The organism is Leptospira noumeaensis (assembly GCF_004770765.1).
GTDB lineage: Bacteria > Spirochaetota > Leptospiria > Leptospirales > Leptospiraceae > Leptospira_A > Leptospira_A noumeaensis.
Genome location: NZ_RQFK01000028.1, coordinates 267,597 through 291,498, shown reverse-complemented (window position 1 = coordinate 291,498; position 23,902 = coordinate 267,597). Strand labels below are relative to the sequence as shown.

The following is a 23,902-nucleotide window of genomic DNA, read 5'->3' as shown; positions in this document are numbered from 1 at the left end:
CTTATAAGATATCAATGAAAGATTCAATGTTTCGAACATCTTCTTTCATTATTTCAATTTCTTTTAGAGCTTTATCTATTTCGTTTTCTTTAATAAATGATTCGATTTTTATATATCCATTCACCAATTCCCTTGCGCCAGCTACTTGGCTTGAACCTTTAAGGCGGTGGGCAAGGCGTGCTGCTTCAGTTAGATTCATTTTCGAAAGTTCATCAATGAGTTTTGCCAAATCGTTTCTATGGTGAGTTTTGAATTTTTTTAAAATGGAAATTTGATCTTTTTTGTTAGATACTATGTTTTTAAGTTCATTTATATCGATTGGTGATTCCGTACTAACAAGTAAATCGGTTGTGTTGGTTTGAGTTGGGTAAATGATCGTTGGTAACCATTTGAGAAGAGTTTGTCTAAGATTTGTCAAACGAGCAGGTTTGATTAATACTTCGTCCATTCCCACGGAAAGGCAGTGTTCGTTTTCTTCGCTTAAGACATTGGCAGTGTATCCTATGATAGGAATTCGTTTTTGGTAACTAAAAGTTTCAATATTTCGAATTTCTTTTGTTAACATATACCCATCTTTGATAGGCATATGGCAGTCGGTAATGATTAGATCATATTTGTTTGTTAGCCATAACATAAGAGCCTTGTCACCGTCGTCTGCACTATCCACTTGAAGCCCAAACATTTCCAGTTGGCGTACTAAAAGTTCTAAATTCACTGAATGGTCATCTACTACTAGAATTTTAGGGCTATAGGATTGGGAACGAGCAATGGGTTCCACAGATCCTTCTTCCGCTTTCAGAGGGTTTAGATGATTTAGATCCAGATCAACCGTAGGAAGAGACAATGTGATGCTAAATGTAGAACCGATACCTGGTGAGCTATCGATAGTAATCGCACCATCCAAAAGGTCTGCCAAACGTCGGCAGATTGCAAGTCCAAGTCCCGTGCCACCATACAGTCTCGCAGTATCCGCAGTGGCTTGAGTGTACGTTTGGAATAATCTTGATTGGTCTTTTTTACTAAGACCAATTCCTGTATCGGTCACTGAAAATTGAATTTGTTGTGCGTGAGTTAAATTCTTAACTAACTCTGCAGAAACTTTTATATTACCCTTGGAAGTAAATTTAATTCCATTACTAACAAAGTTGTTTATGATTTGCGAAAGCCTTAAAGGATCCATAATATGTGCGCCTAGAATATTTTCATCAACACTATATGATAAATTCAATCCTTTGGAACTAGCAATATGTGCGTAAGTTGTGACAACCTCGGAGAGAAGTCGGCTAATGGATGTTGGTTGCAGTGATAATTCTAGTTTACCATCTTCAATTTTTGACCAGTCGAGAATATCACTGAGAATGCGTAACAAACTGTTCCCTGATCCCAAAGCATTTTGAACCATACTTTTCTGATCAACGTTAAGGGATGTTTGGGAAAGCAATTCTAACATCCCAATGAGTCCACTGAGTGGGGTGCGAATTTCATGACTCATTGTAGCGAGAAATGAATCTTTTGCTTTGTTTGCTAGTTCAGCATTTTCCTTTGCTTTTTCTAAAAATGTTTTGGCAGCAAACTCTTCCGAAATATCACGAAATACCAATATGGATCCAATGATTTTACCAACTTTGTTTCGAATCGGTGCACAGTTGTCTGAAATATTGATCCTTCTACCATTCCTATGGATTAAGATCCCATCCTGGCTATTTCCTTTTGCTTTTCCAGATGATAATACTTCAAAGATAGGGATGTCCTTTGGTAAATCGGATTTTGCATAAACCAATTTTAAAACTTCGTTTACATTGTGACCAATGGCTTCACTTTCACTCCATCCGGTCAAACCTTCTGCTACTGGATTCAAACGATTGATAATTCCTTTCTCATCCGTAGCAAGGACAGCATCGCCTATGGAACTTAAGGTGATGGATAAGTTCTGTTCGCTATTTAATAAAGCTTCGTTTTTTTCGATCACTTCTTTGGCACGAGTTAGAACTTCGGATTCCATTTTGGCAATCCGTTCAGACATATCCTCTCTGACTTCTGATTGTTCCAATTTCTGTTGTTTTAGAGAAACAAATTCGGTCACATCTTCTGCGCGGTGGACAATGCAAACTAAGTTTCCATCTTTATCGAATACAGGTGAGTTTCTAGGGCTCCAATACCTAACATCGAATCCACTCCCATCTGGTTTGGGAATGTCATACTTTTGCATTGTCATTGTGCTAGAAACTTTGTAGTTCAGCACTTGCGTTAAGGAAAACTTAAGTTGTTTGACTCCATCCGCATTTTTGTCCTCTGGATTGTCAGGAAATATTTCAAAAATATTATGTCCGATTACTTTCTTTCTTTCAATCAGTGTGGCTTTCGCATAAGCATCGCTAATGTCGATGATACGAAAATCTAAATCTAAGAGCATGTAGAGTTCAGGGAGGGATTGAAAGATGCTTTGGAAATCAAACTGAGCTTTGATTTTGTTTTTAGATAGATCGTCCAACCTTAGCTCTTTTGTATCCATGTATTTAATTCCATAGCAGTATTAAAAAGCGTAAAGAAAGAGAGCAGCATAAAACTTCAATTTAAGCAATCAGAAAATACAACTTCTGTGAAGCGTTAGTTGTAATAAAATTTATGATAAAATTGGTAGAGTAGGTTTTGTTTAGTTTTTAGGTCTTAGATTCGATAAAAAAAACCAAGATTATAAACTTTTTTTGAGAGCTATGCAATAAACCAATACTCGTGTTATGCGAACAAAGTTCTCTAATGGCAGTAAGGTGGTGGAGTTAAAATTGAAGAATTTTACCTTTGGTAATTAAACAAACAGATGTTACTTGTTTGTTTCTGTATTTTTATTTTTTACTTAAATAATAAAATAACTCCACCAATATCATCACTAGTAGATTTTATTTTTTCTAAAAGTTTAGAAAGATTTTCCCCTTCTGAAAATGTTGCATTGACACTTGAGTCCATTGCGTGAGCAACATCGGAGATTAATTTTTGGGAATTGTTTTGATCGCCTATGTTTTGTTTGATCTCTGCTAACATCTGAGAAAGTTGTTCGGATTCGAATAGTAACTTTTCTTTGATTTGCATTTGGTTCGATGCCGATTCCGAAATGAAATCTATCTTCTCGAAAATTTGTTTTACTTCGCCGATGATTTCTTTGTATAGTTGGTTGGTTTCATTGATTTTTTGCCGATTGAGTGTGACTTCTTCCTTGTTCCGTTTTACATTGGCATCAATTTCTTTGATACTATTGGAAGTCTGAGTTGCGAGTTTAGACACTTCTTGTGCAACAACTGCAAAGCCACTTCCATACTCTCCGGCACGTGCAGCTTCAATCGAAGCGTTTAATGCCAATAAATTTACACGTTCTGAAATTTCTTTGATCACAATGACCATTCCTTCTATTTTCCCAGAACTAGTTGCAATGTTTTCAATGACAGTTGCCATTTCCTCCATTGCTTTATTCCCTTTTTGAATTTTTTCGGAAATGCCAAACGTTAATTTTTTTGAAAGGTTACTGTTTTCTTCTGACTCATTGATGTGACCTGATAAAAGTTTAATACTTTCTGAAACACGAATCAAAGTTGAATAATTGTTTGTAGATGCATTTTCAATATTCGTCATATTATCGGTCATCTTGCGGACAGTTGCTTCTAAGTTTTGCGAATAGTCTTTTTGTCTATTTAAACTAGAATGAAAAGAATCATCCGCAAGTTTTGCATTATCAACAGATGATGAGAGACCTATTGTTGCATCTTTTAAAAGTGTTATGATGTCTTGAAAGATATGTAATAATTCAAATAAAGAAATTAAAATTGCATCGACTTCGTTGCGTTTTTTTAGGTTCGATTTAAGATTAGGTTCAACATGTAAATTACCGTTGATGGCAGCCGAAATAGTCTTTTTGATAATTAAAAATTGTTTTTTGTATTTCTTTATTTGCAATAAAGCAAACGTTACTGTGATTACAGAAAAAACAAGGTTAGACACAAGCAAAACAAACATGATCCAACTGGGATCAGATATACCAAAAAGTTGGTATGCCAATGATCCGAGTTGTGTAATGAGTATTGTTAATGATAAAACTATGTATTGAGTGGTTTTACTAAGTTTCATGAATGGAAACTAAACTGAATCCAACCATTGGTACCCTTCTTCAGGTGATTCAAAAATTTTCACTTCGATTCCATTTGTCGCGAAAAAATCTACCAAGTTTTTTTCAGACATTGCTGACAATGCTGATTGAGGTTGGATGAGAGCCCATTTTTTCCAACCGGCTTTGATGGCCCGAGGAGTCCAGTCGTTGTTCAACCATTCTACATCTTCTGCTGTATGAGTGCCCATATTACGATTGTCAGACAACCATTTGACTGCTTTGTTTTGAATGAGTGCTTCCACACCTTTGTCTAAACTATCTTTTAAATTCGCCCCTGTATTCTTTCCATTCTGCGTAAGAACAACGATCTTTTTATCTTCAAGATATTCAGTCACAGCGGTCGGGCATTGAAATATGATCATTCGAAATTATCCTTCTTAATGAACTGATTGGTATTTTCTTGAGACGAAAATTGCAAGGTAATTCTAATTTAATGTTTTATTTTTTTGATTTTCAATCATTAAAAAATTGAATCATCGTCGGTAGAAGGATCTTTGTATCTACAGAATGATCTTGTTTTAATATTTCCTGTAAAATGGAACCTTGTATGTTTTTCGCGAGGATATTCGTCACTCTGTTGATTTCTTCCGGACTCTCTTCACCATAAGCAATATAAATAGGTACTTTTATCTTTGATAGTCTTTCAATGGGAGGTAAATTTTCAGTGAGTGTGATATCATAAATTAAAGTCGGTGCAAGCTGAACGGTTCTATCCCAACCAGGTGTCAAGGGTAAAACGTATGTGAAAATTTTCGGCATACCAATAGAAACAAGAAATTCATCAATAGCTTTCGAATATTTTTTTTCGCTAAGTAGGTTCTTGATTTTTTCTTTTGTAAGTTGGTATTCGTTATGTTCTTTTTCGTTAGAAACATAAGGTGGATCATAAATATAAACTTTTTTAACTTTGTTAGGTAAGGCCAATGCTGTCTCCATTGCCAATACTGCACCTGAAGAATGACCATAAATGTATGCCGAACCACCTGCGGCATTGATCAGTGCTTCGATGTCTTCTACTTCAGATTGAACCGAATAAATTTCTTTATCTCCGCTATCCCCACGCCCGCGCCTATCGTAATTATAAACGGTAAAATTTTGACTTAGAGTTTTAGCATCATCAATAATGGGCTGGAACTTTCTATGACAAATGGCACCCGTAACAAAAATAAGTGGTGGGCCGGATCCAATTTTATCATAAGCAATGGTGGTTCCGTCTCGTGAAATTACTTTTGAAAATGAATCCTGATCAATAGGCGAAAATAAATAACTAATGGTAGTAAAAAAAAATGTCAAAACGGCAACTACGATGAGTAAGGTTTTCTTTTTCATAAGATTCTAGTATTTATAGAATCGTAAACATCTTGTCAATGATGTATCTATATTTCTTGTTTTTTACATAAAACGATGAAAGGAATTTTTATTTATATGAATCTATAATAAAGGTTTGGCTTGGTGATAACAGAAAGAAGGTATTGGAAAAATTCGGAACCCTATCATTTGGTGGAAGTGATTTTAGAAGAAAACAACGTTATCTTTAAAGATTGGTTTGATACAGGAAAAGATCCCAACCGTTATGATTGGACTTTTGCAGAATTTATCATAGGCAAAGGAAAATCTGATATTGAATACAACTTAGGTATGGGTGTTTACCAAGAGATTTTGGAAGAGGTAAAATATCGAACGATGAAGGAATGAATTCTTTTATTCGATTGTTATATCGTCTTCCATAGAATCATAAGTGGTAAATCCTAATAAAAAGTCTGTAAATTCGCTAAAATTAAATCCGGCTCGAACACCAAGAAATAAACCTAAGGATACTTCGACACTTACTGGTTGGTTGCAATGTTTTTTACCCGAACTATTTTTTTTATCTGTAAAAAATACTAACATCAATACGTTGGATGCATCATAAGATTTCTGACGGCTTCTTTTTGAATCAGGATAAATAGGTCTATGTTGGTTTGAGTTGATCATTAAAAATGAATTTCCCATTTGGTTTGTAAAACTTCTGTTTGTTTGGCCACCCAAAATACCGATATCGTCAACACCACCTGCTTTGTATAAACCAAGTTGCCCATTACGCATCCCAATTCCTTTTGCGTTTTGGTTGATATGAATGCCTCCACCCAAACACCAAATCCAAACTCCAGCACCATATTGATTTGTTTCTATTCCCAAAGTAAAGGAGTCAGATAAATCAACTCCTCGATTCAAAATATACTGATTAGTGGACTTGCAGGTGAGGAAGTTAAAAAAACAAAAAACAAGCGTTAGGTATTTGAATTGTGACATTAGATTGATAAATCATTGTGGATTCCACAAAATGTCCACAATTTTTTAAGAAACAAAAATTTAGAATGTTGGTTGACAATATGATGTATATACACTATAATTCTGGATTACGTAGAGCCTAATGAAATTTTCCCATGAAGACCTAAAACAAATTGGTTCATCCTGTCTGAATTTGAGCCTTCGTCGAACCAGCCGGCTGATTACTAATTATTACGATTCGGCTCTAAGGCCTTCCGGTCTTCGCATCACCCAGTTTACACTTTTGGCTGGTATTGCTTATGAAAAAGACCCCAGTATCACCGATTTAGCACGTATTACAGATATCGATAGGACAACCTTACAGAGAAGTTTGGATATTTTAAATCGAGATGGTTTGATCAAAATTGAAAAAAAAGAAATAGGCAATGTGCGTAACATTTCACTGACAAAAAAAGGTGAATTGGCTCTGGCAAAGGCCGTAGAACTTTGGAAACAAACTCAAAACACAATTACAGATGATCTCGGAAAATCAGAATTCAAACAAACTTTAAAAATTCTTGCCGAATTACGAAACCTTCCCGTCTTAGAAATAGATCCAGCAGAAGAAAGTTAGAAGATTGATTGTCTAGATTTTTGAAAATTATGAGTATATAGTGTATATACACTATTAAAAGGAGTTGAATATGGTAGTTATTTTGGACGGAGTGAGAACTCCCTTTGGAAAATTTGGTGGAGGTCTGAAAGATTATAGTTCTTCGGAGCTCGGAGTTATTACCGCAAAAGAAACAATTCGTAAAACTGGTTTGGATCCGGAAGAAATTGAAGAATCGATTTACGGGAATGTGATTCAAGATGATAAAGATTCTGCTTACTTAGCAAGGCATATTGGGCTGAAATCTGGTCTTAAAGAAAGTTCCAGTGGGCTTACTGTGAATCGTTTGTGTGGATCGGGAATGGAAAGTGTAGTCATTGGTTCCCGTAAAATTCTATCAGGGGAAAACAACCTAATCCTTGTTGGGGGAACAGAATCTATGAGTAATGCCCCTTTTGTTATGAAAAATCTTCGGTGGGGGAATAAATATGGTGATACTCCTGTGGAAGATCGTTTGGCTCAAAGTCTTACTGATTGTTATGTGGATCTAACGATGGGTTTGACAGCAGAAAACATTGCAAACCATTTCAAAATTTCTAGGTTGAAGCAAGATGAATGGGCTGGTATCTCACAAGTCCGAGCCGAAAAAGCCAGTGAGAGTGGAATTTTTTCTGACGAAATGATTTTAATCCCGAGCAAAGGAAAAAATGTTTCACTCATTCAAAGAGATGAGCAGATCCGAGGGTTATCTTGTGTTGATAGTTTACAAAAACTTCCCACGGCTTTCTCTAAAGAAGGAACTGTCACAGCTGGAAATTCATCAGGGATCAATGATGGAGCAGCGTCTTTATTGATAAGCTCTGAAGAATGGTCTCGTTCCAAAAACATTCGGCCACTCGCTAAAATATTAGGATATGCGAATGTTGGTTGCGACCCTAAAATGATGGGCCTTGGACCAGTATTTGCCATTCCCAAGGCATTACAAAATGCGGGGCTTCGTATAGATGAAGTGGATCTCTATGAAATCAATGAAGCATATGCAGCGCAAACACTAGCGGTAATCCAAGAGTTGAATTTAGATCCAGAAAAAACGAACGTAAATGGAGGAGCCATTGCTATTGGGCATCCACTCGGTGCAAGCGGAACACGTGTGATTCTGACTCTCGCCTATGAACTGCGGAGAAAAAAGTTCCGATATGGGGTGGCTTCCCTTTGTATTGGCGGCGGTCAAGGCATTGCAATTGTTTTAGAGAATCCAGAGTATTAAAAAATTTGCTATTCAACCTTCTGGATTTTTTTACTTTAAATCCAGAAGGATCGTTTCGATGTTAAGTATCGTCATCCCCACAGACAGCGGAGAAAATTCATTATTTCAGGATTCTCTCCAAACATATTGGAACCATCCCCAAGTTGAAATCATTCTAATATCCACCAAAGAAGCATTCACAAGGGCTGAAAGATTGAATACTGGTTTTCATCGATCTAAAGGTGAGGTGGTACTGTTTCATCACCCAAGAACTGGGCTTCCGAAAGAAGCAATTGATCACCTAATCAAGCTAAGTTGTGATTCGAATAGAAAAATGATTTGGGGTGGATTTTTCCATCAATTTGACAAGAATCACGTTCTGTTGCGTTTTATTTCATGGTATTCTAATTTCATTCGTTTGGAGTGGAAAGGAATTGTTTATCTTGATCACTGTGTTTTTTTTGATCGCAGGTTATGGATGTCGGATTTAAGCATTGAAGCGATATTTGAGGACACGGAATTAAGTTTAAAGTTTAGAAAAATTTTGTGGCCGGTTTTGCTTCCGTATCCTGCTATTACTTCTGCGCACCGTTATATCAAAAACGGTGTCATAAAACAGTCGTTACTCAACCAAATCTTGAAATTTGGCCATTTCCTCCACCTACCGTCATCGTTATTGTTCTCTTTGTACCAGAGATAGGGAAAATTCTGCAAAAGTAGTATTTTGGAATAAGGAATTTGGTAAAGATAACTTTTTTTGCTCAATAAAAAATACAATTGATTCAAAATAATGGACTTGTTTTGTCAATTTACAGATACGAAAATTAAAATTTTAGAAATTGTAGAAAATCATTCTAGGTATAGAGGATTTATTTGTTTATGAAACGTTTGTCACTGATTCTTATTTTTTGTTTTCATTTTGGTTTGTTTGCAGAAACAAAAACCATTTATGAAATTTGCCAACCTGAGATCGTCAATTACTGTCAGGGAGTAAAACATACAAAGGCTCGAATTTTACAATGTTTGAAGGAACGTGGGAAAAATTTATCAGACGCATGTGAAACCGCCCAGAGTACACTTTCTGATGCAATGAAAACTAAGTCACAAGGTTTTTGTAAAGAAGACGTGAGCGAATATTGTCGTTGGATCATTCCTGGCGGTGGTCGTATTTTAAAATGTTTATTTCAACATGAGACATCAATTTCCACTCAGTGTAAAACTGTTTTAAATGAAGTATGACAAACGTTAGGGATCTGAAGGGCTTGGTCTGCCGAAGGCAGACGGGAGCGTGAGCGGACCCCGAAGGAGCCCGGCCCATTGATCTATTAGAGTTATGTCTTGGATTTGATTGGGAACGCAAAACTAACTAAAGTTAAGTTTGTAACTTCACTTAAAGATGAAAATCTCCGTTGGCTTCTGGTTGGTATTTGATTTTGGTAATTTGGAACTGGTTTTCTCCGCCAGGGACTTTCCATTGGATGACATCTCCCGTTTTATAACCTAAAACAGCTGTTCCGATGGGTGCGAGTACGGAAATTTTGTTTTCTTCGGTATTTGCATCTTCTGGAAATACCAATCGAAATTCTTGAAACTCTAGTTCTTCTAGATTTTTAAGTTCAATCACAGAATTCATAGTGACGTAGTTAGGTGGAATTGACTGAGAGTCTACTTTTTGAGCTCTTTCCATTTCCCCTAACAAATCTTTTAGATTGCCGTTTGTTATATTTCTTTTTTTATAATCTAGAACCATTGTTTTTAGTCGATTATAATCAAAATGAGTCATATAGATTTTGTTTTTAGTATTCATATTCAATACTCCAATTTATTTTAAGCAAAAACTTTAGACTATATTTAGGATGTCTTTTCCGTCAAGAAGATTGTTATTGGTTTGGTGTTATTGTAAATTTATTTGTTTTAAATTTGAAATTCAATAAAGGTATATATCCGAATACTGAGTTAGGAGCCTTTTATGAATTTGGAGCAAAAGAAAGTTAGTAAACGCGCCTACATTTGGTAATTAATTTTTTATAGACAAGAAAAGGTAATTCTATATTGTTGTTATGGCAACAATATGTCGGATTCATTTGATTTAGAAAATTCCTATGCATATTTGATTTATAGGACGGTGCGTTCTTTGCGACGTCAGTTTATGCGTTTGGCAGCAGCTAATGGGCTTGATCTCTTTCCCGAACAGTGGTTTGTTCTAGTTCGTTTGATGAAACAACCTGGATGTAGCCAGTCGGATTTGGGGCGAGATTTTGATGATAGACCTTCCATGGCAAGAGCCCTTCGCAATATGGAAGAAAAGGGTTGGATCAAAATCCAAGCGGATCCAGAAGATCGTAGAAAAAATCAAGTGTATCCAACCAAAAAAGGTTCTGAGATCTATCATTTGATGGCTTCTGTTGTGACGGAGGAACGAAAACGAATGTTTAAAAAACTATCCACACAAGATTTTAAAACTTTCAAACGAATTATTGATCAAATTTATGAAGAATCGATAGATTAATTTTTTTACTATTTGTTGCTATAGCAACAAATAGAGTTTTCTATGAATGATTAAATCTTAAAACTTTCGTGATTAAAGGAGGAAACTATGATCACAAATCAAATAAAGGCTGAAATGAATGAGGATTCTTTAAAAGAAGAATTTCTTATGTTAATGAAAAACATTGATGAGGGTAATACCTTGGCAGTAGAAAAAAAGTTTCATACTGAGTATGCAGATAGTGTATATATCAAAGGGAGTGATCTCATTTTCAGTTCCAATAAAATGAAGTACATTGAGTCGTTAAAGGATGGAAAAATTGGAGGAGTAGAAAGATCGGTGAATATCCATTCGATTGATTTTTTGGACAAGTTTGGTTTTGTGAAAGCAGATTTGAAAAGTAAGGTTATGAAATTCCAATCTATGTACACCTTCTACTTTGAAGAAGGCGGCTGGAAAATGATCAAAGCTGTTGTGGTGGCGGAAAAATTATAATCCCAGATATGGAATAATTTATGGAGTATTTAAGAGATAGAAACTATTTCTTTATACCGAAAACAACTTTCAATGTGGTCGTTGACAAGGCCACATGCTTGCATATGCGCATAGATTACCGTACTACCAACAAACTTAAAACCACGTTTGATCAGATCTTTACTCAAGAGATCTGATTCTTTGGTTGTCGCGGGAACTTCTTTCAAACTTTTCCTTCGATTTTGAATTGGTTTGTGATTTACAAAACTCCAAATGTATTTGTCAAAGGAACCGAATTCCTTTTGAATTTCTAGAAACCGTTTTGCATTATTTACCGCGGCATATACCTTCAATCGATTACGAATGATCGATGGATCTAAGAGGATTTTTTCTAATTTTTTATCTGTAAACTTTGCCACTTTTGTTGGATCAAAGTTAACAAACACCTTTCTGTAACCTTCACGTTTTTTTAAGATGGTAGACCAACTGAGTCCTGCTTGTGCACCCTCAAGGATCAAAAATTCAAAATGAGTTTGGTCATCATGGACAGGCACTCCCCATTCTTCATCATGATACTTTATGTATTGCTCAAATTTCAAACACCAGGAACAACGTTCTGATTCCATATCTTTCATATCTCAACATAACTTAGGAATTGTGCGAAAATTAGTCAATGTGAATGTACGTTCCCTGTATTTCTTAATTGTCATTATGATTTTTTGATATTTGTTATTTTATAAATCGATTGGGACATATAGAGCTATTTCAAAAATTCGCAGTTGCACACCAAAGTGATTTTGTTTGAAATCGATGATACCTACACCAACCAACCAGTTGATTGGACCAAATGGAACTTCCCAAAAGAAATAGAGTAAAAATAGAATCCTAACATTCATTCAAAAATTCTTCAATCACCGAATCCCTCTCCTTGATTTTGTCAAAAAGGATTCCGTAGTGGTTGGTTTTGATTTCTTTGCCACGGGAGTTGGGGATTTGTTTTAACATAAATTCAAAAGATGTTTTTGGTAATAAATCATCGTTTGGGAATAAATTCATTTCTGTGGCACGAAGGATGAGAGTTGGGGGTTTTATTTTTTTAAATTCCAATGATCTGTTTTCTTTCATTTTTGAAAGGACTCTTTTGGGGTCACAAATTAAATACTTTAGTATATTTAGAAAATGCATGGATCCTCCCATTTCTTTTAATTCCTCTTCCATAACATATCCAGGCATATGACAAACAAAACCACCTTTGGTTTTCATCAGTTCTAACCGGAAGTATTCTTCTATTTCTTTTGACCATTTCGGCACAAGTGGAGAGTTTTGAATTAATTTTAGATATTCGGATATCGTTGAAAAGGTAACATCTAATCTTTCAAAAGAATGTTTTAATACTTTTAAAACTTGGATTCTTTTTGGTAGTGTTAGAAGTCCTCCTCCATCCATAAGTATCATTCCTTGAACTGAATCTGGGTAATGAATCGCATAACGCAGAGCAATCATACAACCAAAAGAGTGAGCAAAAAATATTGGATTTTTGATTTTGTAGTGAGCGATGAGACCCTTTAAATCTTCGATATGATTTTGAAATCCGTATCCGGAATTTGGTTTGTCTGACTTCCCTCGGCCACGTAAGTCATAGGAAATAACCTTGTATCCTAAATGATGCAGACGTTCTGCTAAAGATTTCATAGAATACAAATTTCCCGATAAACCATGTAGGCAAACAATCGTTTGTTTTTTTCCCGGCCAAATTCCCAAATTGATTTTGATTCCATTGGATGTGATGGATTCTTCTTTGAATTTTTGGAGTTTGGCCTTCGGTAGAGATTGTTTCATTGTTTAAACTGAAAAGGAATCTAATTCACTCGTAAATGAAATTCACAAATTTCTATTTGGTTTATTGGTAATTCGTTAATAATTAAGTTCTTAGCTTAATCCTGAGTTGGTTTTTCGTAATCAAATTGTAATAAAAATTCATTAAATAGAATTTCTCCAAATCGAATCTATTTGAGATATTGAGATCTGCCGGTGCTTCGGTTCCGTCGTTTTAGCGAAACAACAAAAGTTTGTAGGTTAATCATTAATGCTCAGAGGAATGAAACGTCTCAATCGATACGAAAACAGAATTTTGAAAATCGTAAAGTTAGGTGGTAAACTAGTTCGGTTTAAACAATTTGGATTTTCCACAAAAACTAAAGAAGGTTTTCGTTTCCCGATCTATGTATTAGAAATTGGAAGGGAAAAAGCGATCAAAAGAAATCTATCCGGTCTTGTCGCAGGAGTTCATGGATTAGAAACCATTGGGATCCGAGTTCTATTGGATTTTTTGGATGATCTTTTTGCTCGTAAAACATCGGAGTTGTATCGGGAGATTAAGGATGGAGAACTTGGCATTGTTTGTATTCCCATTTTAAATCCAGGTGGAGTTGCTCTCAAACGTAGATCCAATCCTGGTGGGGTTGATTTAATGAGAAACTCTGGTGTAGAGGCGGTAAAAGCTCCTTTCTTTTTTGGAGGCCATAAACTTTCCAATGTGTTTCCTTATTATAGAGGGAATGTTCTCCAAGCTGAATCAAAAGTATTAGATCGTTTTTATAATGAATATTTTGTTCCTGCTGAAAACGCGATGATTCCGGTGGTTGATATTCATTCCGGTTTCGGTGTTGTAGATCATGTTTGGTGGCCTTATGCTGGAACTCATGAACAATGCGTTGATGAAACTTTGTTTCAGAAAATTGCAAATCACCTAACAACTAAATTTAATCATATTTTATATCGTTTTGGGCCACAGAGTGAAACTTATACAACACATGGTGATCTTTGGGACAGATTGTACAATGAATACCAGAAAACAAAAGTAGAAATCGGTTCCAATGGTTCCAGGTTTTTACCATTGACTTTGGAGATTGGAACTTGGTCAGACATCCAATTAGATCCATGGAAGGTGTTTCGTAAAAGAGGGATCTTTAATCCTGCTCGTGAAGCCAAACAAGAATCGATCATTAGTCATAGAAAGTTTTTAACAGATGTGTTGCGACTGGCTAAAACGAATCCAATTGATTTGGTATGAAATTTGTTTTGTAATGTTTCGGCGGAGATTATTTTGTTTTCCTGCCCAAAAATTTACCTTTGCCTAGTAAATATTGAATGGCTCGACCGACATTTTCTTCCTTAGTTTTCTCTGATTTGAGTCCAGAAATGTATCTCATGATTTCGTTTTGAAGAGAAGGGCTTAAACTTTGGAATTTAACTTTTGCCTCTTTATTTAGGGTTAACGCTTTTTTTAGCTCCGGAGATTCAGGATGTACTTTTTCTTCCGGATTGAATTTAATTTCAAAATTTGCCTGATCACCAACTTCTTTTTTTGCCTTTAATCGCATTGGTGTGTTTAAATACAACCTCCAATGACCACTATATTTAACTAGCGTTTGTGTAAATTCAAAACCTTCTATTTTTAAGCAAACTCTGATTTTGCCCTTATCTATACCAGCTTGTAACATTAATTTGTGTAAAACGGGAGTAGGTAAAAAAACAAATGGATTGATTCCTATAATTTCAATTTTGGCAGAAAAAGGCAGATAGGGAAAATTTTCCATTTTGTTTTGTATGTAAGATTTGAAATCCTAATCAATCAAAATTTATTTCAAGCAGATGAATTCGATAAGGTTCTTTCCGGATCTTATGTTCCCTTTTTTTCAAATTATCACTTTACCATAGACGAAACTCTGTTATACTTTGTCCTCTAGGAAATCGATGAATTTGGTTGGTTTGGTGAAATATGTATCAAATAAGTGAAGTATTAAATCTTATTTTTGATAGCATAGGTTTACTCATTACTTTGCGTTTGTTTTGGACGGGACTTATTCCCAAATTTTATTTTTTGATTCTAAGTTTTTTCTGTGTATGGCTCAGTAATATTTTTACAGTTGCGGAAGGTTTTATTTTTCCAGATTTTTTTAATATTTTAGAACATTCCTTTTTTTTCATTTCCTCTCTTCTGTTTTTGATCAGTTTAAAAAAAGAAATTTTGGAATCGTTTCGTTAGTATGAATCTGATAGTCATTCTTAATTTTTTATCTTTGATTGTTTATGGGATCGCAATTTACGTGATTCTCAAAACTTTGGTTCGTAGACCAACCTATCGTGGTGAAGGTATATTTGTTTTAATTCTCGCAATCATTCCTTGTTATATAAGTATATCTAATTTATTTGAACATGGTTATGGGATTGATTATTTTGATGATTATGAAGGTTTTTGTAAAGATCTTTATGTTATGTTTTTGTTGATTTTTTTATATGTACATTCAGTAAAAAAAGAACAAACTAAAAGAATTGAACATGAAAGGCAAATTAAATCCGATCTACAATTAAAATCGAAATTACTTACTGAAATTCATCACCGCGTTAATAACAACTTACAAATTATTTCCGGTCTTTTGGCAATGCAAGCGGAATCAGAAAATGATTCTAAATTAACTACCTCATTGGGTTTGATTCAAAATCGAATTATGGCGATTGCTTCGGTTCATAAAATTATCTATGGATCACCTAACCTATTATATGTGGATCTGAATTTGATTTTTAATTCTATTCTGACTAATCTTAAAATTATGTATGTGACTGATAAAAATAACATTGAGTTGATTGAAAGCATTGAAGAGGGATTGGAAATGGATTTGGATCGTGCGATTCCGATGGGTCTTATTTTAAATGAACTTGTTTCCAATTCCTTTCGTCATGCTTTTCTGAATAGAAATCACGGAAGGATTGAGGTGAATTTGAGTCAACTACAGAATAATTTTGTTTTTGTCGTTAGAGACAATGGATTTGGAATGGAAAACGATCTTTTTGATGGAAAAGGTATTGGACTGACTCTTGTTAAGAACTTAGTCAAACAGTTACGCGGAACTATCTTAATCGAAAAAAAGAATGGAACTATTTTTGAAATTAGATTTCCCGCTTTCAATCAAAATCCGATCCAAATATAAGTTTAGAATTAGCAAAAAACTTATGTTATGGGACATTGATTTTGCCTGATATGTAACTATCTCTAAATCCATCTAGACCATCCAATACAAGGTAAGACGACAAGGCCACACATGAATGGTTATAAGTAGTTACGTCAAAAGTCCGTAAGTCTGTTTCATAATCTCCTATGGCAATCGGAGAAAAAAATTCAGACCAAGCTAGAGTAGTGGGACCAACTCCTCCACTTGGTGTTGTACTCGCCATATCTAAAGATAGATATTCTTCTGTCGTAGTTCCAATGGATGTCTTTGCAGTAAATTGCATTTGATTTCCAACTAAGTCAACTACCAAACAATGAGTTGCACAATTTCCTATCGTGGTAGGGGCATTAACACTTCCAGCACAAGGAGATGGTGGTGGAGGCGGTGGGACTGTATTTACGCTTCGGTTCCCTTTTACCGTATCGTTTGAGCCTACGACAATGATTGTATAAGATGCATTTAGTTCGGGAGTTAGGAATAAAAAGTAATTCAAAGAATCATTATAAGAAGCTGCTGAAATATAATTAACTACATTGAAATTATCAGCGGCCATCGAGATGATATTCGGTCTCCCAATATAAGCATTTAACCGAGTAAAGGTGGATAAGTCTGAACCTGATTCGAATTTTACACGAATCACTTGGTATTCTGTACCTCCAATGAGTGACCGATTGTTCTCATAATTTATTTGGGGTATGGTGATCGAATTGGGAGGTATGTTTGGCGGATTTGGTGGTGTGGTAGTTAGTTCTTTTAATGAAACAATATTTCCATCTTTTTTTAGAGTTAAAAAAACTTTGAATCTCTTCGTAAAATCTGAATAGGAAAACACAATAGAATTTGTTTGGAACAAATCTTCCTTTTGGCTGATTTGCCCGGATATTTTGTTAGTTTGTGTATTATAAGAAATTTCATTTGGATTTCCAAAAAATGCTTCTACTGTTTCTGAGTTTTCTTTTGAATTTTTTAATTTGTATTCGATCAGTATGTCTTGAAATTGAAAAATTCCATCTTTTCTATAAAGGGTTGTTACTTGAATGGATTGAAATTTATCTTCGAGAGTTGAACTATTTTCGTTGCCGAGAGAGCTGAAAAGTAGGAGTGCCGGTGATAGTTCATTTTTGGTAGACTGAGGATTACACGAAATTGTCTGTAATAGAACCAATAAAACAATAGAAAAATAGAATGAGCGCATCTATTTATTTTAACAATCAATGGAAATATTTTATTCACAAAAGAAGATTTCTTTTGTGATTTTTCTTGGTCGACAATATCGTATCAAACATTCGAATATATGAAAGTATCTCTTGTGTCATAAAATCCAGGATTCATTCCTTGGATTTCGCAATTACCACTACAAGTTGATAAAAAAAACGTACAAAATGTATCCTGGTTTTATAGGTTTAGGATTTCGCCTAACTCTCTGACACAATGAGTTGCGGAGTTTTTGAATGGAAATGTTCCTGTCGGATCGATGTAAATGGTATCAACTCCTGCTCCTCTTCCGGCATCCAAATCGTAAATATAATCACCAATCATAACGGTATCAATGGGATTTGCTTTCCAAAGATCCATCAGTCTGAAAATTCCTTCTGGATTTGGTTTGGGAATGGCCCTTTCCCTACAAAAAATAAAATCGTCTTGGAAAAATTCGATTAATTTGGCTGCTTTTAAAGTTTCGATAGAGTTTCCAAAACTATTTCTAGTTAAAATTCCTAACTGGTAGTTTTCTGATTTGATTTTTTGAAGCAACTCAAAACTTCCTGGAGATGGAACTGTAGTTTTTGCAATTTTTAATTCAATTTGATTTAATTGATTGTGTTTTTTTTCAGCCTCTTCTTTTGAAAGTTTGGATAAGGAGGTGAGTATGTCCATATCTAATGGAATGTTTAACTCCTGTTTAATGGCTTGGAAGTCGTGATTGGCAATGGTTAAGGTTCCATCCATATCAAAGATCCAATTCTTTTTACTTTTAAAATAACTCATTTGTGAAATCCTTGCAGATCCATTTTGGAATTTATATTTCTAAAAGAAATTTTTTCTTCCAAAGGAAGATTGATAAAAATTGGTTTTGGATCCAATGATAAAATTCGCTTTTGTAATGAATATTCATGAAGTCCCGGTAAAAATAAAGATTCTGTCCATTGAGATAAGGTTATTTTAGAATAGATCCCACATAAAGGTTCTAAAGCGCTTTCCTGGGTGTAAAAAAGTCCAGAAATTGGTTTAGGGTTCGAGTCATACGTTTCCAAAAGTCTTTGGATTGTTTTTTCTTCCACATAAGGAATGTCTATCGGTAGAAAAAAAATAAAATCTCCAAGATGTTTTTTTTCTTTTAAATGTAAATAAGATGAAAGGATACCTTTTAACGGACCTTCTACAGGAAGGTCTTTATCTAAAATTAACGTTGTTTCCTTTGTGTATGGTTTATAAATTTCTAATTGTTCATTTCTAAGTGAAATATAGATAGATCCGTCAATTTCATTTAACTTATTTAGTAATTGAGTCAGGAAATTGGAATTTTTACCGATGGGAATAAAAGCTTTGTCTTCTCCCATTCGAACACTTTGTCCGCCGGCAAGTATAACAAAAATGGGTTTAGTCGTGTTGGTCATGGGCACATCCTTTTGACCATTCGGAACTTCCATCTACATAGTATTCTTTTTTCCAGATAGGAACTTCATGTTTGACTCGGTCAATGATGTATCTATTAGCTTTGTAAGCTTCGTCTCTATGGACAGCGCCAGTGTTAACAATTACCGCAACATCACCGAGACCCAGTCTCCCTAAACGATGGATACATTCGGCAAACTCTAGTTCCCAAGTTTTAAATGCATCTTGAATTATGTTTTCGATCATTTGGTTTGCAAGTTCGGAATAAGCTTCATATTCCAAATGGGTGACTTGTTTTCCTTCGTTAATATCTCGAACAATACCAGCAAAAAATACATAACCTCCCATACTTGGTAAAGGAGGAAACTGCGAAGGTAAGATTAGTTTTTCTTCCGTGATATGTTTGTAATTTATATTTGTATCCATTTAACCTCCGCTTGATGGAGGAAGGAGTGCCACGACAGCACCTTCAGTAATCAAATCTGAATCTTTGGCAATCGTTTGATTGACCGAAATACGGCTGATTTTGATGAGTTTTTCGGCATCCGGATTTAATCCAAGAAGATGAGTTTTTAAATCGGAAACAGTTTTAATTCCATCCAAATTCATTTCCTGTTTTGAAGGGAAAAAATCTTTTAATGCTGCAAATGATAGAAGTTGGATTTTCATTTATCCTCCAATGTATTTCATTGATAATTGGGAACCGGTGAACTTATTTTTTTTTGTATCCATAGCTTTTTTTAAAACCACTTGTACCTCTGAATTCACCAATGGGATCTCGAAGGAAGTCTGATCACTCAAACATCCATAAATTCTACCGAAAGAATCCATTCGTAAACGATTGCAACCTTCACAAAATGGTTCCGTATGGTTTGCGATGATTCCAAATAAATAACCGTTATCAGTTATATGGTAAGTAGCAGTTGAATCTGAAGCTGTTGGGTAAGGTGAAAAATTATATTTACTGCCAATGGTGTCTCGAATTTTATCTGCTGAATAAAAAAAATCTTCGTGTTCTTCTTGCAAAGGGCCCATTCTCATAAATTCTAAAAAACGAATGGTGATTCCATTTTCCCCTGACCAACCTAGGAGATCTAAAATTTCAGATTCATTATATCCTTTTAATACAGTACAATTTACTTTTACGTCGAGCCCCAGATTTTTTGCTTCTAAAATTCGATACATTAATCTTTCCACGGGAAGTTTACGATCACTTAATCTTTCAAATCCATTTTGTGAAAAACTATCTAAAGAAAAATTCATACGAGTGAGGCCAGCCATTTTCATTTTCGGTATCAATCCATCATCGAAAAAACCATTTGAAGTGATAGCAATCTCGTTAATAGAGAGTTGTTTTAGTTTTTCTATTAGTGGGATGAGGTTTTTATGTAATGTCGGTTCGCCTCCTGTTAGGTGAACTTCTTTAATTTGGATATGAGGTTGTAATGCAGAGATTTTAGATTCTAAAAGTTCAGGACTTAAATAATGAATGTTAGGATATAAATTGGTCGGATCAGGTTTATTTTTTGGTGCACAATAAACACAGGCAAAACTACAGTGTGAAAGGATACTCACCCGAAGTACTTCAAATTTTCTAGTTTCTTCTTTCACCTTAAAGTCTAGTTTAGTCTAGTTTTCTAGGTTGAAAACAAAAATAGAAAGATCGTTTCGGATATTGAACTATTTTAGCAAATTGGTAATTTCTCCTTGCTTGCGATAAATCCTTATTTCTTCTTTTAAGTTATGGGTTCAGAAGAGGATTCATTCTTCCAACGTCAAATCCAAGTTCCTGAAATCGGTTCTGCCGGTCAAAAAAAATGGAAGGATTCCTCCGTCCTCGTCATTGGGCTCGGCGGGCTCGGATGCCCTGCCGCTTTGCAACTGGCCCTGGGTGGAATTGGTCGGATTGGTCTCATAGATTTTGATCGTGTAGAGGTTTCGAATCTTCACCGCCAAACATTGTTTACATTTAAAGATCTGGGATTACCTAAAGTAGAGGTAGTTTCGAAAGTGTTGTTGGAACATTGTCCTTGGTTACAAATTGAATGTTTTTTTGAACTAATTTCTGAATCCACAAAGTCCGAACGATTGGATGGTTGGGATCTTGTATTGGATTGTACGGACACAATTTCTTCAAAGTATGTGATTAATGATCTATGTGTATCAAAATCAGTCCCGTTAGTGACTGCCTCAGTGTTTCGGACAAGTTCACAATTTGCAATTTTTTCTGGTGAAGGAAAACCATGTTACCGTTGTTTGTTTCCTGACCTAAAAGATGGGGACACAATGAATTGTAGTGTTGGTGGTGTTTTAGGATTACAAACGGCTCTTGCTGGGACTTACCAAACTTCTTTAGCCATGCAATACCTTCTCGATCCAAATGGAACAGATCTAAGTTCGGTTTATTTTATGGAATGGAACCCACCACTTCTTTTTTCATCCAAAGTGGAAGCAAATCTTCATTGTCCAGTTTGTGGCGACGGTCATAAAGAAACAAATAGAAGTTGGGAAGGAATAGAAATCGATTCGGCCAAGTTCATCGAAATGCAAAGTCAGAAAAAAGTAATTCTTTTGGATGTGAGAGAAAAGGAGGAAACAGAAAATTTTCCCATTGCCGATACTGTTCTCGTACCTCTTTCCCAATTAGAAAAGGGTTACCTTCTGGAAGTTCCCGAATGGAGTAGTGTGGTTTGTATTTGTGAAACAGGGATTCGTTCAAAAAAAGCTGTAACCTACATTAATAACGGGAAAGACGTTTATTCGCTATTAGGAGGTCGAAGGGCCTACCTCTCCTTTTTACAGAACAAAAATTCCATTTAAACTTTTTGTTTTTTGATAAAAACTTTAACGCCACTAAACGCGGCATTTCCAGAAAATTCATCAATACTTTGATCATCCGTTAAATCGTTAATGCTGACTCCTGAAAATTCGGTCGCCACTTTTTGATTGGTTCCACCACGATTGTGTCCAAACCCGTGAGGGATACTCACAACACCTTTCATAAGTTCGTCTGTGATTTCTGCTGGAATTTGAATTTTGCCTACCGAGGATTCCACTATGACTTCTTCATCATTAGAAATTCCTAATGTACTTGCGTCTTCAGGATGGATCATAATGGTACATCTTGATTTACCGGTCATTAGTTTTGGAAGATTGTGCATCCAGGAATTGTTACTACGCAAATGCCTTCTACCAATGAGTAAAAACTGTGATTTGTCAGAAGAAAATTTTTCCCATTCAGAAAATTTGTTTTTAAGTCTTGGGAGATCTTCTTTTAAAATTTCAGGAAAAAGATGGATCTTTTTGTCTTCTGTATATAATCTTTCGGGAAAACTGGGTTGTAAAGGCCCTAGATCCACACCATGGGGACTATTTTTTAAAAGTTCCAAACTCATATCGACATTACGTTTCCCCTTATTTCCGTAAGGTCCTGATTTGAGTGCATGATCAATGATACTAGCGGGTGTTAGTTTTGTTTTGATCACTTCTTTTGGAAGTTCTTTTCCTGATCTTGTAAGTTCCAAACGTTTGGTCAGGTCTGAAAAAATTTCCCAATCATGTAACATTCCAGATTCGGGAGGAAAAAGAGGTGTATTGTATCTGGCTGTGTTACGGACGGCAAATACATTAAAAATCAAATCGTAGTGATCGTGTTCTAAAGCGGATGTAGGTGGTAAGATATAGTTTGCATGTTTTGTTGTTTCATTCAAATAAAAATCGACACAGACCATAAAATCTAAACTAGCTAAGGCTTTCTCCAGTTTTGTTCCGTTAGGTGTTGATAATACGGGGTTTCCTGCCGAAGTCACAAGGGCATGAATTTTTCCTTCACCTTCTGTTAAAATTTCTTCTGCTAATGCCGCTACAGGAAGTTCATCACTAAATTCAGGAAGTTTACGAACTCTGGATTGGTAAGTATTAAAACTTCCAGGATTTGAACGCATCACAGATCCTTCACCGACCAAATCAACGGCGGGAAGTGTGAACATGGCTCCCCCTTTTCTGTCTAAATTACCAGTAACAATATTGATGACATTGATCAACCATTGGCACACGGCTCCAAATTCTTGTGTTGACACTCCCACCCTTCCATAACAAACTCCGGACTCTGCATTTGCAAATTCAGTCGCTATCTTTTGGATGGTCTCTGTGGGAACAGCTGTAATTTTAGAAACTCTTTCTGGACTGTAGTCTTTAGTGATGTTTTCTATTGTTTGTAAGTCTTCGTTTCGGATGAGTGAATTTGGTTTTGTTAGTTTGTTTGCAAAAAGAACATGGAGTAGGGCGAGTAAAAAATACGCATCCGTTCCTGGTTTGATAAAAATATGTTCGTTTGCATGTGATGCAGTTTCGGATTTACGAGGATCCACCACAACATACTTTCCATTTCGATCTTGGATGGCTTTCAGTCTTTTTTTCACATCGGGAACACTCATTAAACTTCCGTTAGATGCAAATGGGTTTCCTCCTAAAATCAGAAAAAAATCTGTATGATCAATATCAGGAATGGGAACAAGAAGTTGGTGGCCAAACATCAAATAAGAAAGGAGTTGGTGGGGTAACTGGTCTACGGAAGTGGCGGAGAAGTTATTTTTGGTTTTGAGTCTACTGGCAAACCTTTGTCCAAATAACATGGAACCATAGTTATGAACGGTCGGGTTACCATTATAAATAGCCACGGAATCGTTTCCGTATTTCGTTTGGATGCCAACTAACTGCGTAGCAATGTCAGAAAGAGCATCCACCCAGGAAACCGTTTCCCATCCAGATTCTGTTCTTTTTTGAGGGAGTTTGATCCTATCCGGATCGAGGTAGAGGCTTTTTAGTTCGGGTCCTTTCGGACAAATATGACCGCGGCTGAATTTATCTTCGGGATCACCTTTGAATCCTAGGATGGATCCATCACTCATTTCGATTTGTAACCCGCACATGGCTTCGCATAAAGTACAAGAACGGTAATGAAATTGATGCATAACTCTCTCCTAAAGGGAAAATTCTAAAAGAGAGTTTTTCTTAAGACAAGTTTAAAATGGGTCGATTTTTTACAAAA

Annotated in this window: 28 protein-coding genes; 11 read left to right on the top strand and 17 right to left on the bottom strand. The window is 35.5% G+C overall.

The annotated features are described in order from the left end of the window. Position 1: 1 nt before the first annotated feature. The 4 genes from EHQ24_RS16625 to EHQ24_RS16610 form a co-directional block, all read right to left on the bottom strand. The gene (locus EHQ24_RS16625; RefSeq protein WP_135602744.1) at positions 2-2,512 is read right to left on the bottom strand and encodes an ATP-binding protein; all 2,511 of its coding nucleotides are present in this window, start codon (positions 2,510-2,512) and stop codon (positions 2-4) included. A 338-nt stretch (positions 2,513-2,850) separates the two neighbouring features. Further along, entirely contained in the window at positions 2,851-4,116 is a 1,266-nt protein-coding gene (locus EHQ24_RS16620; RefSeq protein ID WP_135602743.1) for a methyl-accepting chemotaxis protein, read from the bottom strand. Between the two features lie 9 nt (positions 4,117-4,125). Further along, positions 4,126-4,518 (bottom strand): STAS/SEC14 domain-containing protein, encoded by a 393-nt coding sequence (locus EHQ24_RS16615; protein WP_135602742.1) that lies wholly within the window; start codon positions 4,516-4,518, stop codon positions 4,126-4,128. A gap of 91 nt (positions 4,519-4,609) precedes the next feature. Further along, positions 4,610-5,485 (bottom strand): alpha/beta fold hydrolase, encoded by an 876-nt coding sequence (locus EHQ24_RS16610; protein ID WP_135602741.1) that lies wholly within the window; start codon positions 5,483-5,485, stop codon positions 4,610-4,612. A gap of 123 nt (positions 5,486-5,608) precedes the next feature. Here EHQ24_RS16610 and EHQ24_RS16605 point away from each other — a divergent pair, with 123 nt between their 5' ends. Continuing rightward, the gene (locus tag EHQ24_RS16605) at positions 5,609-5,851 is read left to right on the top strand and encodes a hypothetical protein (RefSeq protein ID WP_244310492.1); all 243 of its coding nucleotides are present in this window, start codon (positions 5,609-5,611) and stop codon (positions 5,849-5,851) included. Between the two features lie 6 nt (positions 5,852-5,857). On the opposite strand, the gene EHQ24_RS16600 is transcribed toward EHQ24_RS16605, so the two are convergent. Then, on the bottom strand, positions 5,858-6,448 hold the full coding sequence (locus EHQ24_RS16600; protein WP_135602740.1) for a hypothetical protein: 591 nt from the start codon (positions 6,446-6,448) through the stop codon (positions 5,858-5,860). Positions 6,449-6,569: 121 nt separating this feature from the next. Between EHQ24_RS16600 and EHQ24_RS16595 the strand changes: the two genes are divergently transcribed. The 4 genes from EHQ24_RS16595 to EHQ24_RS16580 all read left to right on the top strand — a co-directional run bounded on the left by EHQ24_RS16595 (position 6,570) and on the right by EHQ24_RS16580 (position 9,504). Further along, positions 6,570-7,040, top strand: coding sequence for a MarR family winged helix-turn-helix transcriptional regulator (locus EHQ24_RS16595; RefSeq protein ID WP_135602739.1), 471 nt, complete (start codon positions 6,570-6,572; stop codon positions 7,038-7,040). Positions 7,041-7,104: 64 nt separating this feature from the next. After that, positions 7,105-8,286 carry a thiolase family protein gene (locus EHQ24_RS16590; RefSeq protein ID WP_167483096.1) on the top strand — a complete coding sequence of 394 codons (1,182 nt, stop codon included), beginning with the start codon at positions 7,105-7,107 and terminating at the stop codon, positions 8,284-8,286. Positions 8,287-8,344: 58 nt separating this feature from the next. Beyond that, positions 8,345-8,965: a glycosyltransferase family protein gene (locus EHQ24_RS16585; RefSeq protein WP_135602737.1), complete on the top strand. Its 621-nt coding sequence runs from the start codon at positions 8,345-8,347 to the stop codon at positions 8,963-8,965. A gap of 179 nt (positions 8,966-9,144) precedes the next feature. After that, on the top strand, positions 9,145-9,504 hold the full coding sequence (locus EHQ24_RS16580; protein WP_135602736.1) for a cysteine rich repeat-containing protein: 360 nt from the start codon (positions 9,145-9,147) through the stop codon (positions 9,502-9,504). Between the two features lie 151 nt (positions 9,505-9,655). On the opposite strand, the gene rnk is transcribed toward EHQ24_RS16580, so the two are convergent. Further along, entirely contained in the window at positions 9,656-10,072 is a 417-nt protein-coding gene (gene rnk / locus EHQ24_RS16575; protein ID WP_135602735.1) for a nucleoside diphosphate kinase regulator, read from the bottom strand. Between the two features lie 264 nt (positions 10,073-10,336). Here rnk and EHQ24_RS16570 point away from each other — a divergent pair, with 264 nt between their 5' ends. Both EHQ24_RS16570 and EHQ24_RS16565 read left to right on the top strand, forming a co-directional pair. Next, positions 10,337-10,774 (top strand): MarR family winged helix-turn-helix transcriptional regulator, encoded by a 438-nt coding sequence (locus EHQ24_RS16570; protein WP_135602734.1) that lies wholly within the window; start codon positions 10,337-10,339, stop codon positions 10,772-10,774. A gap of 87 nt (positions 10,775-10,861) precedes the next feature. Then, positions 10,862-11,248 carry a nuclear transport factor 2 family protein gene (locus EHQ24_RS16565; protein ID WP_135602733.1) on the top strand — a complete coding sequence of 129 codons (387 nt, stop codon included), beginning with the start codon at positions 10,862-10,864 and terminating at the stop codon, positions 11,246-11,248. A gap of 29 nt (positions 11,249-11,277) precedes the next feature. Here the strand turns inward: EHQ24_RS16565 and EHQ24_RS16560 are convergent, their stop codons facing one another. From EHQ24_RS16560 to EHQ24_RS16555, 3 genes are all read right to left on the bottom strand, one after another. Next, a complete protein-coding gene (locus EHQ24_RS16560; protein WP_135602732.1) occupies positions 11,278-11,862 on the bottom strand; it encodes a DNA-3-methyladenine glycosylase I in 585 nt (194 codons plus the stop codon). 99 nt (positions 11,863-11,961) lie between these two features. Further along, the gene (locus tag EHQ24_RS19270) at positions 11,962-12,123 is read right to left on the bottom strand and encodes a hypothetical protein (RefSeq protein ID WP_167483095.1); all 162 of its coding nucleotides are present in this window, start codon (positions 12,121-12,123) and stop codon (positions 11,962-11,964) included. Continuing rightward, complete coding sequence (locus EHQ24_RS16555) at positions 12,113-13,066, bottom strand: alpha/beta hydrolase (RefSeq protein ID WP_135602731.1); 954 nt, start codon at positions 13,064-13,066, stop codon at positions 12,113-12,115. Before EHQ24_RS16555 ends, EHQ24_RS19270 begins: the two co-directional genes overlap by 11 nt. A gap of 247 nt (positions 13,067-13,313) precedes the next feature. Between EHQ24_RS16555 and EHQ24_RS16550 the strand changes: the two genes are divergently transcribed. Further along, positions 13,314-14,300 carry a M14 family zinc carboxypeptidase gene (locus EHQ24_RS16550; protein ID WP_135602730.1) on the top strand — a complete coding sequence of 329 codons (987 nt, stop codon included), beginning with the start codon at positions 13,314-13,316 and terminating at the stop codon, positions 14,298-14,300. A 28-nt stretch (positions 14,301-14,328) separates the two neighbouring features. Here the strand turns inward: EHQ24_RS16550 and EHQ24_RS16545 are convergent, their stop codons facing one another. Beyond that, complete coding sequence (locus tag EHQ24_RS16545; RefSeq protein WP_135602729.1) at positions 14,329-14,826, bottom strand: YdeI/OmpD-associated family protein; 498 nt, start codon at positions 14,824-14,826, stop codon at positions 14,329-14,331. Between the two features lie 182 nt (positions 14,827-15,008). Here EHQ24_RS16545 and EHQ24_RS16540 point away from each other — a divergent pair, with 182 nt between their 5' ends. Both EHQ24_RS16540 and EHQ24_RS16535 read left to right on the top strand, forming a co-directional pair. Then, the gene (locus EHQ24_RS16540; protein ID WP_135602728.1) at positions 15,009-15,275 is read left to right on the top strand and encodes an immunoglobulin domain-containing protein; all 267 of its coding nucleotides are present in this window, start codon (positions 15,009-15,011) and stop codon (positions 15,273-15,275) included. A gap of 1 nt (position 15,276) precedes the next feature. Further along, positions 15,277-16,218: a sensor histidine kinase gene (locus EHQ24_RS16535; protein ID WP_135602727.1), complete on the top strand. Its 942-nt coding sequence runs from the start codon at positions 15,277-15,279 to the stop codon at positions 16,216-16,218. A gap of 25 nt (positions 16,219-16,243) precedes the next feature. On the opposite strand, the gene EHQ24_RS16530 is transcribed toward EHQ24_RS16535, so the two are convergent. The 6 genes from EHQ24_RS16530 to EHQ24_RS16505 form a co-directional block, all read right to left on the bottom strand. Beyond that, positions 16,244-17,434 carry a hypothetical protein gene (locus EHQ24_RS16530; protein WP_135602726.1) on the bottom strand — a complete coding sequence of 397 codons (1,191 nt, stop codon included), beginning with the start codon at positions 17,432-17,434 and terminating at the stop codon, positions 16,244-16,246. A gap of 200 nt (positions 17,435-17,634) precedes the next feature. Next, positions 17,635-18,225: an HAD family hydrolase gene (locus tag EHQ24_RS16525; RefSeq protein ID WP_135602725.1), complete on the bottom strand. Its 591-nt coding sequence runs from the start codon at positions 18,223-18,225 to the stop codon at positions 17,635-17,637. Further along, on the bottom strand, positions 18,222-18,854 hold the full coding sequence (locus tag EHQ24_RS16520) for a molybdenum cofactor guanylyltransferase (RefSeq protein WP_135602724.1): 633 nt from the start codon (positions 18,852-18,854) through the stop codon (positions 18,222-18,224). The genes EHQ24_RS16525 and EHQ24_RS16520 overlap by 4 nt, the downstream gene beginning before the upstream one ends. Continuing rightward, the gene (locus EHQ24_RS16515) at positions 18,838-19,278 is read right to left on the bottom strand and encodes a molybdenum cofactor biosynthesis protein MoaE (protein ID WP_135602723.1); all 441 of its coding nucleotides are present in this window, start codon (positions 19,276-19,278) and stop codon (positions 18,838-18,840) included. Before EHQ24_RS16515 ends, EHQ24_RS16520 begins: the two co-directional genes overlap by 17 nt. Then, positions 19,279-19,521 carry a MoaD/ThiS family protein gene (locus tag EHQ24_RS16510; RefSeq protein WP_135602722.1) on the bottom strand — a complete coding sequence of 81 codons (243 nt, stop codon included), beginning with the start codon at positions 19,519-19,521 and terminating at the stop codon, positions 19,279-19,281. Then, positions 19,522-20,463, bottom strand: a complete 942-nt coding sequence (locus EHQ24_RS16505; protein ID WP_135602721.1) for a radical SAM protein — start codon at positions 20,461-20,463, stop codon at positions 19,522-19,524. Between the two features lie 132 nt (positions 20,464-20,595). On the opposite strand from EHQ24_RS16505, the gene EHQ24_RS16500 reads away from it, so the two are divergent. Beyond that, the gene (locus EHQ24_RS16500; RefSeq protein ID WP_135602720.1) at positions 20,596-21,672 is read left to right on the top strand and encodes a HesA/MoeB/ThiF family protein; all 1,077 of its coding nucleotides are present in this window, start codon (positions 20,596-20,598) and stop codon (positions 21,670-21,672) included. Here the strand turns inward: EHQ24_RS16500 and EHQ24_RS16495 are convergent. Beyond that, on the bottom strand, positions 21,669-23,825 hold the full coding sequence (locus EHQ24_RS16495) for a molybdopterin-dependent oxidoreductase (RefSeq protein ID WP_135602719.1): 2,157 nt from the start codon (positions 23,823-23,825) through the stop codon (positions 21,669-21,671). The genes EHQ24_RS16500 and EHQ24_RS16495 overlap by 4 nt on opposite strands. Between the last annotated feature and the right edge of the window lie 77 nt (positions 23,826-23,902).

Excerpts from the sequence above, each read along its gene's own strand:
- EHQ24_RS16510 (WP_135602722.1), bottom strand. The coding sequence starts at position 19,521 with ATGAAAATCCAACTTCTATCATTTGCAGCATTAAAAGATTTTTTCCCT.
- EHQ24_RS16610 (WP_135602741.1), bottom strand. The coding sequence starts at position 5,485 with ATGAAAAAGAAAACCTTACTCATCGTAGTTGCCGTTTTGACATTTTTT.
- EHQ24_RS16520 (WP_135602724.1), bottom strand. The coding sequence starts at position 18,854 with ATGACCAACACGACTAAACCCATTTTTGTTATACTTGCCGGCGGACAA.
- EHQ24_RS16595 (WP_135602739.1), top strand. The coding sequence starts at position 6,570 with ATGAAATTTTCCCATGAAGACCTAAAACAAATTGGTTCATCCTGTCTG.
- EHQ24_RS16535 (WP_135602727.1), top strand. The coding sequence starts at position 15,277 with ATGAATCTGATAGTCATTCTTAATTTTTTATCTTTGATTGTTTATGGG.
- EHQ24_RS16570 (WP_135602734.1), top strand. The coding sequence starts at position 10,337 with ATGTCGGATTCATTTGATTTAGAAAATTCCTATGCATATTTGATTTAT.
- EHQ24_RS19270 (WP_167483095.1), bottom strand. The coding sequence starts at position 12,123 with ATGAATGTTAGGATTCTATTTTTACTCTATTTCTTTTGGGAAGTTCCA.
- EHQ24_RS16495 (WP_135602719.1), bottom strand. The coding sequence starts at position 23,825 with ATGCATCAATTTCATTACCGTTCTTGTACTTTATGCGAAGCCATGTGC.
- EHQ24_RS16560 (WP_135602732.1), bottom strand. The coding sequence starts at position 11,862 with ATGAAAGATATGGAATCAGAACGTTGTTCCTGGTGTTTGAAATTTGAG.
- EHQ24_RS16625 (WP_135602744.1), bottom strand. The coding sequence starts at position 2,512 with ATGGATACAAAAGAGCTAAGGTTGGACGATCTATCTAAAAACAAAATC.
- EHQ24_RS16620 (WP_135602743.1), bottom strand. The coding sequence starts at position 4,116 with ATGAAACTTAGTAAAACCACTCAATACATAGTTTTATCATTAACAATA.
- EHQ24_RS16585 (WP_135602737.1), top strand. The coding sequence starts at position 8,345 with ATGTTAAGTATCGTCATCCCCACAGACAGCGGAGAAAATTCATTATTT.
- EHQ24_RS16525 (WP_135602725.1), bottom strand. The coding sequence starts at position 18,225 with ATGAGTTATTTTAAAAGTAAAAAGAATTGGATCTTTGATATGGATGGA.
- EHQ24_RS16545 (WP_135602729.1), bottom strand. The coding sequence starts at position 14,826 with ATGGAAAATTTTCCCTATCTGCCTTTTTCTGCCAAAATTGAAATTATA.
- EHQ24_RS16565 (WP_135602733.1), top strand. The coding sequence starts at position 10,862 with ATGATCACAAATCAAATAAAGGCTGAAATGAATGAGGATTCTTTAAAA.
- EHQ24_RS16615 (WP_135602742.1), bottom strand. The coding sequence starts at position 4,518 with ATGATCATATTTCAATGCCCGACCGCTGTGACTGAATATCTTGAAGAT.
- EHQ24_RS16515 (WP_135602723.1), bottom strand. The coding sequence starts at position 19,278 with ATGGATACAAATATAAATTACAAACATATCACGGAAGAAAAACTAATC.
- EHQ24_RS16555 (WP_135602731.1), bottom strand. The coding sequence starts at position 13,066 with ATGAAACAATCTCTACCGAAGGCCAAACTCCAAAAATTCAAAGAAGAA.
- rnk (WP_135602735.1), bottom strand. The coding sequence starts at position 10,072 with ATGAATACTAAAAACAAAATCTATATGACTCATTTTGATTATAATCGA.
- EHQ24_RS16600 (WP_135602740.1), bottom strand. The coding sequence starts at position 6,448 with ATGTCACAATTCAAATACCTAACGCTTGTTTTTTGTTTTTTTAACTTC.
- EHQ24_RS16530 (WP_135602726.1), bottom strand. The coding sequence starts at position 17,434 with ATGCGCTCATTCTATTTTTCTATTGTTTTATTGGTTCTATTACAGACA.
- EHQ24_RS16540 (WP_135602728.1), top strand. The coding sequence starts at position 15,009 with ATGTATCAAATAAGTGAAGTATTAAATCTTATTTTTGATAGCATAGGT.
- EHQ24_RS16550 (WP_135602730.1), top strand. The coding sequence starts at position 13,314 with ATGCTCAGAGGAATGAAACGTCTCAATCGATACGAAAACAGAATTTTG.
- EHQ24_RS16580 (WP_135602736.1), top strand. The coding sequence starts at position 9,145 with ATGAAACGTTTGTCACTGATTCTTATTTTTTGTTTTCATTTTGGTTTG.
- EHQ24_RS16500 (WP_135602720.1), top strand. The coding sequence starts at position 20,596 with ATGGGTTCAGAAGAGGATTCATTCTTCCAACGTCAAATCCAAGTTCCT.